Raw genomic sequence first — 14,573 nt, forward strand, 5'->3', positions numbered from 1 at the left:
GCCAGCGATGACGGTGGGTCAGGCAACATCAACTGTGGATGTGCCGGCCCCCTCGCTGGCAAGCCAGCTCCCACAGGTTTTCAGATGCCTGCTGCATACTCGGTCACACCAGAAACCGTGTGGGAGCGAGCCTGCTGGCGAAGGCAATCGGTCAGTCAGTAATGGGTTGGCTGCCCCCCGCATTCGCGAGCAGGCTCGCTCCCACAGGGGACTGGGTGATTGGCTTGACTGCGTACTACGCCTCGGTACGGCCCGTCCCTTCGCGATCACGTTCGTAGTGGTGCGCCAGCGGCAACGCCGGTAACCAGGCCTCGCGGCGGATGGTCCACAGCTCATAAGTCGGCTTGAACTGGTTCGGCTCGTCCAGCGAGCCGACATTCACTTCAATTTCATCCCCCGAACGCGCTAGTACCGGCGAACCACAGCGCGGGCAAAACACCCGCCCTTGATACTCGCCGAGAGTCCCGCTGACGGTCACCGCCTTCTCGGGAAATATTGCCGATGCGTGAAACAATGCGCCGTGATGTTTGCGGCAATCGAGGCAATGGCAAATGCCGATGCGGTAAGGTTGGCCCGCGGCTTCGAAGCGAACGTCGCCGCACAGGCAACCGCCGGTTAATGGGGTCATGGTGTCTATCCTCTGCCAGACTTTGTTCAGCCTTTGAACATAGCAGCCGTACAAGCGAACGCTCACAATTTCGGAGACAGCGCCATGCCCTCCCTTGAATCCACCTTGTTGCAGAGCTGGCACGCCAACGCTGAAGCCTGGATCGAGGTGATCCGCAGCGGTGCCATCGAAAGCCGTCAGCAGGTCACCGATCAGGCGATCCTGCTGGCGATCATGGGCCGCCAACCGGAACGCGTGCTGGATCTGGGTTGCGGCGAAGGCTGGTTGTTGCGCGCGCTGGCGGATCGCGGCATTGATGCGGCGGGTGTCGACGGCGATGCGAGTCTGATCGAGGCGGCACGCGCGGCCGGTTCGACAAAGGTGCATGTCGCCCGTTACGCGGCGCTGGTCGACGCCGAGATTGATATTGGCCGTGATTACGATTTGATCTGTGCCAACTTTTCGCTGCTGCATCAGGACATCATCCCGCTGCTTGCTGCGATGCATGCGTTGCTGGTTCCCGGCGGCGCCATCATCATTCAGACCCTGCATCCGTGGGCCGTGGCGGCCGGCAATTATCAGGATGGCTGGCGTGAAGAATCGTTTGCCGCGTTCAAGGGCCAGTGGCAGCCGATGCCGTGGTATTTCCGCACGCTGTCGAGCTGGTGCACCGCGCTGGACATGGCCGGGTTTCACATGCTCGGTTTGCAGGAGCCGCAGCATCCGCAAAGCCCCGTGCCGCAATCGCTGCTGATGGTCGCCGAACGGCGCTGACTTCCTGCACATCCTGACTGAGTCACAGACATTGTGAGAGCTGGCTTGCCAGCGATGGCGGTGGCTCAGACAGCATCACTTCTGAACGTGCCGGCTCATCGCTGGCAAGCCAGCTCCCACAGGTTCAGGGTGTTGCTGAATTGCACTGCACTTGTCGATCTACGGCACCGCCAGTCGACCAAGGACTGACTACGCTGTAAATCCCGCGTGTCTAACCTGCCGAGGATGACTGCCATGCAACGTTTCCAGAAAATCACACCGTGCCTGTGGTTCGATGATCAGGCCGAAGCGGCTGCGAAGTTCTATTGCTCGATCTTCGATCATTCGAAAATCACCGGACTGACCCACTACAGCAAGGTCGGCGAGGAATTCCACGGCAAGCCGGAAGGCGCGGTGATGACCGTCAGTTTCGAACTCGACGGCCACAGTTTCACCGGTCTCAATGGCGGGCCGATGTTCCAGTTCAGCGAGGCAATTTCGTTTCAGGTCAACTGCCAGAATCAGGAAGAAATCGACCACTTCTGGGGCAACCTGTCGGCCGGTGGCCCGGTCGAGGCCCAGCAATGCGGCTGGCTCAAGGACAAGTTCGGCGTGTCGTGGCAGATCGTGCCCGTGGCGTTCATGCACATGATGCAGGACCCTGACACCAGCAAGTCGCAACGGGCAATGCAGGCCATGTTCACGATGAAAAAACTCGACATCGCCGAACTGGAGCGGGCCTTTGCCGGCCAGAGCTAATACACTCCGGGTCTGGCCTGCCGGGAACCATAACGATGAAACACGCTGCCGCCAAAAATCCTCAAAAAGCCCCACGCTTCTGGCGGGACGATGCCCTGCCCTTCATCGAAGCGCGGGCCATCGCCGATGGTCGTGAGGTCTGCTACTCACGCCATTCCCATGCGCACTTTTCCATCGGCGCGATCACGGCCGGGCGCAGCATTTATGTGCATGAGCAATCGACATTCGAAGTGGCCGCCGGCACCGTGGTGCTGATGAATCCGGGCGACGTGCATGCCTGCAATCCGATCGATGATCAGCCGTGGTCGTACTTGATGTTGTATGTCGAGACGCCATGGCTGACCGATCTGCAGCATCAGTTGGGGTTCAGTGCCGAACTTGAGTTTCGCCGATTTGCCACCACGCACCTGGATGACCTGCGACTGTTTCGTGACCTGCAAGGGCTTTACGCCATATTGGTCGATGAGCAGCAGGACGCACTGCGTAAACACAGCGCAGCGGTGGAGTTTTTCAGTGATTTGCAATGGCGCCTGAACCCGGCTGAACCGGCGCTGCGCGAACCGAATTTCAAGCTCGAACGCGCCGCCGATTTCATCCGCGAACATTGCACTGACCTGCTCAGCCTGGAGGACATCTGCACGGCGGCGCAGTTATCAGCGTCGTATCTGATCCGCGCATTCAAGCAGCATTACGGCATGACGCCGCACGCGTTCCTGGTCAACCAGCGCATCCAGTTTGCCCGCGAACGTCTGCGCAGCGGCCAGCTGATCGCTGATGTTGCACTGGATGCAGGGTTTGCCGATCAGGCTCATTTTCAGCGTGCATTCAAACAGCATCTGGCCGCGACACCCGGCCAATATCGCGGCTGACCATCGACTTCGGGCTCACGGCAACAGCAGATAAACCGCGCTCGCTGCCAGCAGCAAAGCCATCAAGCGATTGAACAGGCGCATCCCCGCCGGATTGCCCAGATACCCCCGCAAAAACGTTCCGGCGTACACCCAGCATCCGACCGACAGATAACAGATCACCAGATACACCGCGGCGAACTGCCAGACCAGCCGCGCCTCGCCATCGGCGACAAACGCGCCCATCCCTGCCACACAGGCCAGCCACGCTTTCGGGTTGAGCCATTGCATCACCGCGCCGTACAGCATCGACGGCGCCCGCCCCGCTTCGCCGGCATGCAACTGGCCGTCATCGGCAGCCAGCTTCCAGGCCATGAACAACAGAAACGCCACCCCGGCCAATTGCACCACCCGGGTCAGGAATGGCCACAGTTTCAGGACTTCATGCAGGCCCAACCCCATCAGCACCAGCAACAGCACAAAGCCCAGCGTCGCCCCCGCCACATGCCGCTGACTGGCCCGAAAGCCGTATTGCGCCCCGGAACTCAGCGCGACGATATTTACCGGCCCCGGGGTTATGGATGCCACCAGCGCAAACGCCGCCATCGACACAATCAGACTCATTACGCACCTGCTGCAAATTGGGGAACAAGGAGTCAACAGTAGACAGCGCCGTGCGCCCGCGTATTGAACAAAATCACCCACGACCCGCGCCACCACTCAGGCCATTGAAACCGGCGACGAAGTTTCTGTTGCCACTTAATACCTCAAAGAGACATCTCGACACTTTCAAAAACAACTTGCAACTTAAAATAAAAAACCAACTTTGCTCGATGTTTTATATTCCCGCCCCCTTCACAACCAGCCACGTTAACCTGGCTGATTGCCGCACTAACCAACACGGACCAGAACAACTCAATATGGATATTAACCGCAACCTTTTTGCAACGACCCCTGCATCGGCCGACGAAGTAGAACGATTGAAAATCGCCAGGGCTCTGGAGAACCGAAATTTCCTTCGACAATCTTTTCGTGCTGAAGAAGACCTCATGCAACTCGCCACGGAAGTGGTGTCGGGAAGTCGTTTCGACAGCGAACATCTCGCTGGCAAATTATTGCTGCGCTCACTCAGCAAACATCCGGAATTCATTGAATTCATTGCCTCCTTCGACCTTCCTGCCGATCACTTTTTCATGGTCAGAAGCAATGGTGAAGTTTACGCCGCCTATGAGGAATTCGGTGCTACGGGCTTTTACATCCAATCCACCATCATTACCGACGAACTGTATGAGATCGAATCTTTACGGCCCGATATCGAACTCCTGTCTAAAACCGCATGGCGTTCTGGCGGCATTATTTCCTCCAGCGCCACCGTGCCACTGCGCAACTGGCTGGCGTTTCAGGAAATCGATCCGCCCAACGACTACGCAGACCTTGCAAACTTGATTGACTGCCTCAACTTCAAAATGCCCGCACCGCCAAAATTCGCTAACTACTGGGGCATTTCCGAAGAGACTCAGGATGTCGCACTGATCATCGAGCCCGCACAGTATCCTGTGATCATGCAGGTCGTGCGAAAGTTGATGGCCGACCTGGGGCGGCATTCCGAACCGTTGATCAACTACCTGACGGATGTGGTGCTCAAGAGAAAAAGCGGCGCCTTGCTGCAGGAAGATCCGCGACTGGCGTGGGAGTATTTGATGCAAACGAGCGAGGCACACCGTCTGGCTCAGAGCTGTTTCGATGCACTTCTGATCGAAGGCAAGGCACCCACCGTAACGGAGGTCACCCGCAGCCGGCTGTTGCTGGCCGCGGTCGTGCTGGACCTGGACATGGGCTCGGAGGAACGGGTCGAAACTCATCGAAGTCTGCGTTATGAATCGCTGTATGTGCATGAAACCCCGGCGCAGGCGCGGACTCGTCTCAAGCGCCACTTTGAGCAGATCAACCGCGTCAGTCTGTTTGCCGCTTACCTGGCAGTGGAACTGGTGCTGGCGGGGCAATCACCAGAGTTTCTGGTCGTTACCCCGCCGACACTGCTGATCGGCTCACCAGGCTGGGTCATGTTGCGCAAGGCGGTCATGCTGACAGAAAGGATCGCTCCCGGGTTGTCGCGCAAACTGTCTTATGAGCAACTGATGAAATTTGCCGAACTGGCGCCGCTCAGCGATGCACAACGCTCCCTGCATCAATTACTCAATCTGCAGTGCGTGCTGGATTGGGCAAACATCAACGAAGTGATGCTCCGTGAAGATTCGACATTATCCGAAGCACAAATCGCAACAGCGGCAATGAATCACTACAACACATATGCCGATGAACTGGAGGCGGCACTGAAGTCTATAACCACTGCGCCGGTCAGCCGAAGGAACCTGGCGCAGCAAACGCTGTTCGATGCCGACATCAACCACCATCAGGAGGTATTTCGTTCGCCGCACAATAAAGGGGGACTGATCAGCGACACGGTGATCAATCTTTACCTTGCCAACCAGTTACACCGTAAAAACCTCACCAACACATCGACCCGGCGCAATTTGCACGACGTGCATCCGACATTGGCCAGCCTTGCGCCCGTCAATCAATTGTACGCCGCAAAGATCAAGGGGCAGCACGAAACCTTCAAGTCGGGAATCAGCACCATGATCCGGCTGGCATTTTCCCGCCTCGGCCTGAGTGATCGAGAAGCACTGACACAGGGCGCATTAACGCTCTATCTGGTGCGCGGCAACCGCAATATCCCCGGGCACAGCGCCGACCACTTCTCGCCGCACGGGGTGGTCATCCTGTGCCGTCACCAATCGAGAAACCATTGCTATGAGTTGTTCCCGTTACAAGGACTGTGCCGCAAAAGCGATCGCCTGGCCGAGGCTTTCGCCAGCGGTCATGTATTTAACGAAGACACAGCAAGCTTCGACGGAGCGACCAACGGCAAGAACGGGAACTTCCCGCGCCTTACCTATCTGGAAAACATCATTACCGAGCACGCGGCGTACTTTCAGGGTGCAACGCCTTCCCAGAGCGAACAGGCAGACATCAATAAATTACTGCCGCGCCGCCACTGGGAACTGGCCGAACACGCAGATGTTCACGAGTTCGGCATGCTGCTTGATCGGTTTGGTCAATTTGCGCCATACGACAAAGAGTCAGCCTGGTACACATCGCCAATGGAAAGTTACCAATCGCCGAGGCTGAAAGACATTGCCGACTTCATTGCGCAAAAGAACCCGCCGATCACCTACGACGAATACTACCGGATGGGCTATGACCAGACTGAATACGAGGAAAAGCAGGAAGCGTACGAGCGCGTTGCCAACATCATTCTGAATATCTTCATTCCATTCAGAGGCTGTATCCAGCAACTGACTTCGGATGATCCGGATAAACGCAGCGGGGCCGCCTTCAGTTGCGTCATCGACGCCCTCGCGGTGTCCTTTGTCTTTATCGGCGCGGCCGGTGCGCTGGCAAAGGCTGTGGCAAGCAGCACCAGGCTGCTGAGCCTGGGGCGCGTGGCCGGCAGTGTTCTGGTGTCAATCTTCAACCCCGTTGACGGTGTTCCCCAAGTGATCGTCGGCGCCGGGAAACTGGCAGGCAAAGGCGCGCTGAAACTCAGCCAGGCTGGCAGTTCGATCAGCATGACAGCCGCCCGCCAGTTGCGTCGACTGACGACCGCCAGCAGTGGCTCCTACGACCTGGTCAAAGCGTTGAGCAAGTCCGGGGCGGCGGCCGAGATTCGCATGACCCTGCCGACGGTGGCTCATGCGCGGGCACTGTTCAAGGATGACACCCTGGAAAGTGCCAGCCAAATCCTCAATCGACTGACAGACACGAAAATTCCTTTACCGAAAACCGCCAGCCCTGCGGAGCTGGAACACCTCTTCAACAAAGCCGTCATCGACACTACGCGAAGGCTGCAAAAAGCGCAGGAGCTTGAAGCGTTGATCGGCAAAACCGCAATCGATGAACTGCTGGCGACGGTCTTGGCAAAGAACGGTATCGATCTCCAGGCCGCACGCTCGGCGGGCAAGGGATATACCGACTTGCTGGAAACGGTCAGCGAGATCGAGGCACGCAAGGTCAACTACATGAAAGGCCATCAGCAGAATCTGCTGAGACAGGATCTGGGAAAAGCCCCTTACAACGGCGTGCTGCCAGAGTCGCACTACAACGTTCAAGGCTTCACCGATAACGCCCAACGAGCCGGCGCCTGGATCGTTCATGCCTCGAACTCTCAGGGTAACGATCTCGCCAGCATCGTGGCCGTCTTGCGAGAGTACGCTAACAGCAATAAGGCGTTGACCGACCCCGACGTGATCAGACAGCTACATGTCAGCATCGCACCTGCCACCTCGGACGTTGTTCGTGTAGGCGTCAACGACAAGAAATACGCCAGTAGCATCAGTGGCTTTGCCGTGATGCAGGAGCATTTGAAGAAACTGGACACCGCTCACGAGCACTTCAGCAAACAGCTACTCGGCACAGTGGTTGGCTTCCACGGTTTTGGTGATGGAAATGGCCGCACGGGCCGTGCCTTGTATGCGATCAGCGAGATACGAAAGAACCGGTTCAATCCGCTGTCGAAAGAAGCATTCAGCGCGCTGCATGGTCTGGACTGAAAACCCGCAAAATCGCCACGCTGAGTAGACCCACAGCCCGGCCGGCCAGCGCCTGCCGGGCTGTGTTCTGTCACGATTCACGGCTGTCAGTCGCTCCCGACCATCGCCGGCACGGTAAACCGAAACTCCGTGCCCTCACCCGGCTCACTGCTGGCCTCGATGCGTCCGCCGTGAGCTTCAACAATCCCCTGCGTGATGTACAGACCCAGTCCGGTTCCGGTCGGGTTGCCCTCCTTCACCGTCCAGTAGCGGTCAAACACCCGCGCCAGGTTTTCCTTGGGAATGCCTTCACCGGTATCGCGCACGGTAAACACGATTTCCTTGCCGTCAGACTTGGCCAGCACGCCCACCGAACCTTTGCGCGGGGTGAACTTGATCGCGTTGCCGATCAGGTTCGACAACACCTGAAACAGGCGCTCCGGGTCGGCATGGATTTTCAGGTCGGGGTCGGCCTGGAACGAGATGCTGATGTCCTTGTCCAGCGCCAGCGGCCCCAGCAGGGATTGCGTTTCCTCGAACATCTGCCCGACGTCCAGGGTCTGCGGGGCGATGGTGTAGCGCCCGGCGTCGATTTTCGAGGTATCGAGCAAGTCTTCGAGCAGCGTGTTCATCCGCCCCGCCGCCTGTTGCATGGTGTCGATCGCGGTGGAGATGCGCCGCGAAGTGTGCGGGCCGTCGGAACTGAAGGTCTTCTGCATCATGCCGCAGAGCATGGAAATCACGGTCATCGGATTGCGCAAGTCGTGGGAAACCACTGCCACCAGCTCATCCCGGGCGCGCACCGCTTCCTGCTCGCGGTGCACCTGCCGGGCCAGGTCGTTTTCCAGTGCGGAGCGGCGCAGGTCATTGGCCGCAAACAGATCGCCGTGGCTCCACTTGGTGGAGATCCCGGCCATCTCGACTTTCCAGATTTCGAACGAGGTGCGCGGGCGCAGACGCAGGCCGGCATCGGAGTTTTCCAGGTCCAGCGGCTTGCGCGGATCACCGCTCCAGTTGATGTTCTCCTTGACCTCGGGGCGGAACCACAACACGCCGTTGTCCACCGGTTTGGGCAGGCTCATGGCGAGCACGCCGCTGGCCACTTGCTGAAACTGCGCGGCCGGCGGATAGACGCTGGCCAAATGATGACTGGCGAACACCGGCTCGCCGGTTTCCTGCAGCCACTTGTGCAGGGCGCGAATGTCTTCCGGTTCCGGGCAGTTGCCGTAACGGTGCAACTGCTTGTCTTCGATGATCGCAATGCCCCCGGCCCCGGCCAGTGCCATCAACACTTGCGGCTGTTGCGCCAGACCATCGAAGACGTTTTGCGGCGAGTCGATCATGGCCTGATTGAGCAACGCCAGCGCCTCGACCTTTTCTTCACGCTGACGGCTGAGTTCCAGCGCCTCCATCGCGCTGATCTGCAGCGACAGCACCTGACCGATGGTCTGACAGGCACTGCGCAACTCGTGCGGCACATGCAGCGGCTGGCGGTTGCCACAGCTGATCAGGCCCCAGAGTTTGTCACCCTTGAGCAGCGAGATGCTCATCGACGACAGAACGCCCATGTTTTTCATGTACTGACAATGAATCGGCGAGACACTGCGCAGGGTGGCGAAACTCAGGTCCAGCGGGGTCTGGGTGTCCGGGCGCAGCTTGGGCACCAGCGGCACTGGCTGATAATCGGCATTCGGGATGATCCGCAGCCAGTTGGTGCGGTACAGCTCGCGCGCTTGCTCGGGGATGTCCGAAGCCGGGAAGAACAGACCGTTGAACACTTCCATCGACGGATCGGACGCCTCGGCAATCACCTGGCCGTGGCCCTCCTCTTCGAAGCGGTAGATCAGCACCCGGTCGTAACCGGTCATCGCCTGGATTTCCTTGACGCTGATGTCATACAGCGCCTGCAATGTGGTGGCTGCCTGCAAGCGCTGAAGCATGCGGCCCAGATGGGTCCGGTTGCCGGCGACGTTACGCGGCTGGAAGTTTTCGACGTGGATTTCCAGTTCCAGAATCAACACGCCTTGATGACGGTGCAGCAGACCTTCGAACGCGGTGCCGTTGAGGCGGAAATGCAGCGGTCCGGCATCGGCAAATACCGGTTGTTGCAACGCCTCGCGCACGACCGCCGCGTGCGTCTCACCTAGCAATTCGTGCAGTGGCTGGCCGATCAGTTCTTGCGCCGGGCGTGCCAGCAGGGTCTCGACGTTGGCGCTGATCTGAATGATGTCCAGCGCCGGCTCGCTCAGGGTCAGCAACAGGCCATGGGGCTGGATGGCACCCGGAAAGCGGATCGGTTCGTCGGCACAGTTGGCCAGCAGTTCTTCAAAGGCTTCTTGGTCTTGCGGGTTCATGCCAGTACCTCCCGGCTTTCGAGCCAGCGCTCGAAACAACTGAATGTGGATTGGGCCGCCGCAACCACGGCTTCACGTTCATCCGCACTCAGCGGTCGACTGCCCAGGTAATCAATGAAATCGCGCCAGCGGCGGCCGGTGGCAGCGCCGTAAACGTCGAGGAATGCCGCGCCGTTGTCGGCGTCCAGACGCAACCGCGAAGCGATTTCGCGACGCAGGATCTGCCCGCCGAGGGTTGCCCCTTCCAGCACGTACAGCACACCCAGGCAAGTCGGCCCGGAGTCGATCACGGGCAACGTCTGACACTGTGGCAAACGGGCGATGTTCTCGGTCGTCAGACTCAGAGCCTGCAAATCATCGAGCAAAATCTGCGATTTGAGGCGTGGCGCAAGATCGAAATCCACCGGGATCGCGCCGCTGTCGAGCAATGCGTTTTCCAGTGGCCGATAAAAGCCGTAATAAGCCTGCATCAACCGTACGAAAGCCTTGAAATCGAGGGTATTGGAGAAAAAAGGAAGACGTTTTTCCAGTGCGATGTGCAGTTCGGCAGTGCCGGCTCGCAGATCTTGCAGCACCGGCGGCACATAAACTTCACGGGCCTTTGCTTGCATGTAAATCGCTCTTGGTGGGGCCGCTTCGGGGCCGGCAGGGTGTTTGCAGCTTTGGACGAATATTACACGGCAAACGCCTTTTTCTGACTTGGCGCATAGATTTTTCTGACGAAACCAGCGCCTTCAGACTTTTGAGAGTTCCGGCCAATCGGAAAAGTTCGACTGGATTGAAGGAACTGCCAAGGCTGTACCGCGACAGCGCCGCGCGACTGTATGGGTCAACGCGGCCGCCGCCTGTGATAAAAAAGCGGCATCGCTTCTGGAGCCCACATCCATGGATCTCGCCACGCTTACGCTGTTTCTGCCGGCCTGCTTTGCCTTGAACATGGCCCCCGGCCCGAACAATTTGCTGTCGGTCAGCAATGCCACCCGCTATGGCTATCGCCGGGCCTGCGCCGCCGGTATCGGGCGGATTATCGCGTTCGCCGGGATGATCGCCCTCGCCGGCGCCGGACTGTCAGTGGTGCTGCAGACCTCGGAATGGCTGTTCCATGCGATCAAGGTCATCGGCGCGGCGTATCTGCTGTACCTGGCCTGGCAACTGTGGCGCGCCAATCCCGAGGCCGAGCAGCAAATGGCGGGAGCGTCGGTGGGATTCTGGCGCCTGGCGCGTCAGGAGTTTCTGGTGGCGGCGGGCAATCCGAAAGCGATTTTGCTGTTCACCGCGTTCCTGCCGCAATTCGTCGACCCGAGCCGCCCGGTGCCGGCGCAATTCGCCGTGCTCGGTGCACTGTTCCTGCTGCTGGAATGGATCGCGATCGGTGCCTATGCGTGGATGGGTCTGCACATGCGTCGCTGGTTCGCCGAGCCGCGCGGCAAACGGGTCTTCAACAGTTGCTGCGCAGGGCTGCTGTCGGCGGCCGCTTCAGTGCTGTTGTTCGCCAAGCGCGCTTAAGCCTCGGACGGGCCTTTGAGTTCGACCTGATTGCCGTCCGGGTCGAAGCAATACAACGACAGGCCGTAGCCCTCGGCGCCGAAGCGTCGGGCGGCTTTTTCCACGGTCAGGCCGCAGGATTGCAAGTGGCTGACCAGCGCCGCCTCGTCGAACGGTTCGATGCGCAGGCAGAAGTGATCGACGTTGCGCCGCTCGGTCCCAGCGGCACCGCCGCCCTTCCTGCCCAGCTCGCCTTGCAAGTCGACGAGATCGATCATCGAAGTCCCGGCGCTCAGGTGCACCAGACCCAATGGTTCGTTGTGCCTGACCACCTCGGCACCGAAGACCTGGCGGTAAAAATCGATACTGCGCTGCAGATCGGCGACGCGCAGGACGATGTGATCAATATGTTGAATCGAAAACGGATGCATAAACTCGACACCTCACCCACTCTGTAGGAGCTGCCGCAGGCTGCGATCTTTTGCTTTTGATTTTAAGAAACAAGATCAAAAGATCGCAGCCTGCGGCAGCTCCTACACGGTAGTTCAGAGGTTCTGGAAATTCACTGTCGATTTTTCGGTGGAGCCATCGAAATCCTGGATTTAAGCTCAGGCCATGAACATACAAACCGCACTGCTGCCGCCCCACGCCGAGATGGTTCGCGCCATGCTCGAACGCGACACCGCCTACGAGGGGGTGTTCTTCACGGCCGTGAAAACCACCGGGATCTTCTGCCGCTCCAGTTGCACGGCGCGCAAGCCGAAGCCGGAAAACGTCGAATTTTTCGCCCATGCCGATGAGTGCCTGAGCGCCGGTTATCGCGCCTGCCTGCGCTGCAAGCCGCTGGACGCTGCGGCCATCGCGCCCGATTGGGTGCAGCGCCTGCTCAAAGCCGTCGATGCCGACCCCGAAATGCGCTGGAGCGACGCCCAGTTGCTGGCCGAAGGCATCGAACCGCTGAAGCTGCGGCGCTGGTTCAAGCAGCACTTCGGCATGACCTTCCATGCCTGGCTGCGCACGCGCCGGCTCGGCATGGCGCTGGGTGGCATTCGCCAGGGCGCCTCGATTGATCACGCGGCATTTGATTCCGGCTATGAATCACTCAGCGGTTTTCGTGACGCATTCCAGAAATCCTTCCACATCACGCCGGGACGCGCGGCCAACAGCGAACCGCTGCTGTTCACCCGCCTGACCACACCACTGGGGCCGATGATCGCCATGGCCGAACGTCGGGGACTGGTGTTGCTGGAGTTTCTCGACCGCCCGGCGCTGACCCGCGAAGTCGAGGAATTGCAGGCCCGTCACGGCTACGTGGTCGCACCGGGGCACGATGCCCATCTGCAGCAGATCGAACAACAACTGAAGGAATATTTCGCCGGCACCCGCAGCTCCTTCAGCGTGCCACTGCACCTGCCCGGCAGCACGTTCGACCGGCAAGTCTGGAACGAACTGCTGAACATTCCCTTCGGCCACACCAGCACCTACGGTGCCATCGCGGCACGTTTGGGCAAACCCGGCGCCAGTCGCGCGGTGGGGTTGGCCAACGGGCACAATCGGTTGTCGATCGTGGTGCCGTGCCATCGGGTGATTGGCGCGGATGGCTCACTGACCGGCTATGGGGGTGGGCAGCCGCGCAAGGCGTTTCTGCTGAGGCTGGAAAACGCTGCGGTGCAGATCACACAACCCCTGGCTTTCTGACACTTCGCTCCACTCACAAAAAGGGATTTCGATGAACCCGCTCGACACTCGGTTCCACCAGTTACACCAGGAGGGTCTGCTGATCCTGACCAACGTCGCCGACGCTACCGGTGCGCGGCTGGTCGAGCATGCGGGCGGTAAAGCGGTCGCGACCAGCAGCGCGGCAGTCGCGTGGGCGCATGGCTACCCAGACGGCAACACCCTGCCCCTTGAACGGTTGATTTCAACCGTGGAATCCATCGCGCGGGTGATCCAGGTGCCGCTGAGCGTGGACATCGAGGCCGGTTATTCCGATGACCTCGGGCGCGTGACCGAAGTCATTGATGCGGTGCTCGCTGCCGGTGCGGTCGGGATCAATATCGAGGACGGCAGCGGCGCCCCGGAACTGTTGGCACGCAAGATCGAAGTCGCCCGCGAAGCCGCTCGCAAGCGCAATGTGAAGCTGTTCATCAACGCCCGCACGGACGTCTACCTCAAGGGTCTGGTACCGGCTGAGGATCGCGTCGCCGAAACCCTGCGCCGTTCGGCGTTGTATCAGGCGGCTGGGGCTGATGGGCTGTTTGCCGCTGGCGTGACCGCCGCTTATGAAATCGAGGCAATCTGCAAGGGCACGTCACTGCCGGTGAACGTGCTCGGCTTCGCCTGCCTGCCCTCGCCGACCGAGCTGCAAGCCCTGGGCGTGCGGCGCTTGAGCGCCGGGTCCGGGATCGCCGAATTCCTCTATGGCGCGATGGGTGCGCTGGTGAGAAGCTTCCTCGCCAGCGGCAAGCTCGATACCCATGATCTGAAGGCGCTGACCTACGGCGAAGTCAACGGTCTGCTGAAATAGCATGCCGGATCGTTATCAGGCGGCCAGTGAGTTTCTGGCCGCACTCGACGAGGACTGGCAGCGCCACATTGCCGCCGTCGGCCCCTGCCTGCATCAGCCGCACCCGACGCGTGATCCGTATCAGTCGCTGGTGCGGGCGATTGCCTATCAGCAACTGCACGCCAAGGCCGGGGACGCGATTGTCGGGCGCCTGGTGGCGTTGTTTCCCGGGCAGACGTTTCCCCGGCCTGAACAGATTCTCGCGACCGACTTTGATCAACTGCGCGGCTGCGGCTTTTCGGCGGGCAAGATTGCAACGATTCAGGGCATCGCCCAGGCAACGCTGGACGGCGTGGTACCGAACTACCCCAGCGCGCTGGCGATGGACGATGAGGCGCTGATTGAACGTCTGGTCAGCCTGCGCGGGGTTGGCCGCTGGACGGTGGAGATGCTGCTGATCTACAGCCTGGAACGCATGGATATTTTGCCGGCGGATGACTTTGGCGTGCGCGAGGGCTATCGCCGATTGAAGGGGCTGGAGGTGCAGCCGACGCGCAAGCAAATGATCGAGATCGGCTTGGCGTGGAGCCCGTATCGGACGGTGGCGGCCTGGTATTTGTGGCGCGTACCCAAACCCCTGTAGGAGCTGCCCGAACCTGCGGCAGCTCC

The 14,573-nt window shown here is 59.8% G+C and carries 13 protein-coding genes; 8 read left to right on the forward strand and 5 right to left on the reverse strand.

Annotated features, from left to right (window positions below; translation table 11 throughout):
- Window positions 1–235: 235 nt before the first annotated feature.
- The gene (locus tag L6D63_RS07395) at window positions 236–628 is read right to left on the reverse strand and encodes a GFA family protein (protein ID WP_131671341.1); all 393 of its coding nucleotides are present in this window, start codon (window positions 626–628) and stop codon (window positions 236–238) included.
- Between the two features lie 84 nt (window positions 629–712).
- Between L6D63_RS07395 and L6D63_RS07400 the strand changes: the two genes are divergently transcribed.
- The 3 genes from L6D63_RS07400 (at window position 713) to L6D63_RS07410 (ending at window position 2,988) form a co-directional block, all read left to right on the forward strand.
- On the forward strand, window positions 713–1,381 hold the full coding sequence (locus L6D63_RS07400) for a class I SAM-dependent methyltransferase (RefSeq protein WP_131671340.1): 669 nt from the start codon (window positions 713–715) through the stop codon (window positions 1,379–1,381).
- Between the two features lie 234 nt (window positions 1,382–1,615).
- Window positions 1,616–2,119 (forward strand): VOC family protein, encoded by a 504-nt coding sequence (locus L6D63_RS07405; protein WP_131671339.1) that lies wholly within the window; start codon window positions 1,616–1,618, stop codon window positions 2,117–2,119.
- A 35-nt stretch (window positions 2,120–2,154) separates the two neighbouring features.
- Window positions 2,155–2,988: an AraC family transcriptional regulator gene (locus L6D63_RS07410; RefSeq protein WP_131671338.1), complete on the forward strand. Its 834-nt coding sequence runs from the start codon at window positions 2,155–2,157 to the stop codon at window positions 2,986–2,988.
- A gap of 15 nt (window positions 2,989–3,003) precedes the next feature.
- Here L6D63_RS07410 and L6D63_RS07415 read toward each other — a convergent pair whose 3' ends face one another.
- A complete protein-coding gene (locus tag L6D63_RS07415) occupies window positions 3,004–3,591 on the reverse strand; it encodes a LysE family translocator (protein ID WP_108182964.1) in 588 nt (195 codons plus the stop codon).
- Window positions 3,592–3,887: 296 nt separating this feature from the next.
- Here L6D63_RS07415 and L6D63_RS07420 point away from each other — a divergent pair, with 296 nt between their 5' ends.
- Window positions 3,888–7,580 (forward strand): hypothetical protein, encoded by a 3,693-nt coding sequence (locus L6D63_RS07420; protein WP_131671337.1) that lies wholly within the window; start codon window positions 3,888–3,890, stop codon window positions 7,578–7,580.
- 86 nt (window positions 7,581–7,666) lie between these two features.
- Here the strand turns inward: L6D63_RS07420 and L6D63_RS07425 are convergent, their stop codons facing one another.
- Complete coding sequence (locus tag L6D63_RS07425) at window positions 7,667–9,913, reverse strand: ATP-binding protein (RefSeq protein ID WP_131671336.1); 2,247 nt, start codon at window positions 9,911–9,913, stop codon at window positions 7,667–7,669.
- On the reverse strand, window positions 9,910–10,524 hold the full coding sequence (locus L6D63_RS07430) for a biliverdin-producing heme oxygenase (RefSeq protein ID WP_121185960.1): 615 nt from the start codon (window positions 10,522–10,524) through the stop codon (window positions 9,910–9,912). Before L6D63_RS07430 ends, L6D63_RS07425 begins: the two co-directional genes overlap by 4 nt.
- Before the next feature lie 274 nt (window positions 10,525–10,798).
- Between L6D63_RS07430 and L6D63_RS07435 the strand changes: the two genes are divergently transcribed.
- Entirely contained in the window at window positions 10,799–11,419 is a 621-nt protein-coding gene (locus tag L6D63_RS07435; RefSeq protein WP_131671335.1) for a LysE family translocator, read from the forward strand.
- On the opposite strand, the gene L6D63_RS07440 is transcribed toward L6D63_RS07435, so the two are convergent.
- A complete protein-coding gene (locus L6D63_RS07440) occupies window positions 11,416–11,829 on the reverse strand; it encodes a VOC family protein (protein WP_131671334.1) in 414 nt (137 codons plus the stop codon). The genes L6D63_RS07435 and L6D63_RS07440 overlap by 4 nt on opposite strands.
- A 184-nt stretch (window positions 11,830–12,013) precedes the next feature.
- Here L6D63_RS07440 and L6D63_RS07445 point away from each other — a divergent pair, with 184 nt between their 5' ends.
- The 3 genes from L6D63_RS07445 to L6D63_RS07455 are packed head-to-tail and all read left to right on the forward strand — an operon-like array spanning window position 12,014 to window position 14,547.
- Window positions 12,014–13,096 carry a bifunctional transcriptional activator/DNA repair enzyme AdaA gene (locus L6D63_RS07445; RefSeq protein WP_131671333.1) on the forward strand — a complete coding sequence of 361 codons (1,083 nt, stop codon included), beginning with the start codon at window positions 12,014–12,016 and terminating at the stop codon, window positions 13,094–13,096.
- Window positions 13,097–13,127: 31 nt separating this feature from the next.
- A complete protein-coding gene (locus L6D63_RS07450; RefSeq protein WP_131671332.1) occupies window positions 13,128–13,925 on the forward strand; it encodes an isocitrate lyase/PEP mutase family protein in 798 nt (265 codons plus the stop codon).
- Window position 13,926: 1 nt separating this feature from the next.
- Window positions 13,927–14,547 carry a DNA-3-methyladenine glycosylase family protein gene (locus L6D63_RS07455; RefSeq protein ID WP_131671331.1) on the forward strand — a complete coding sequence of 207 codons (621 nt, stop codon included), beginning with the start codon at window positions 13,927–13,929 and terminating at the stop codon, window positions 14,545–14,547.
- The last annotated feature ends 26 nt before the right edge of the window (window positions 14,548–14,573 follow it).

This window comes from Pseudomonas parakoreensis, from assembly GCF_021602155.1.
In the GTDB taxonomy this organism is placed as follows: Bacteria; Pseudomonadota; Gammaproteobacteria; order Pseudomonadales; family Pseudomonadaceae; genus Aquipseudomonas; species Aquipseudomonas parakoreensis.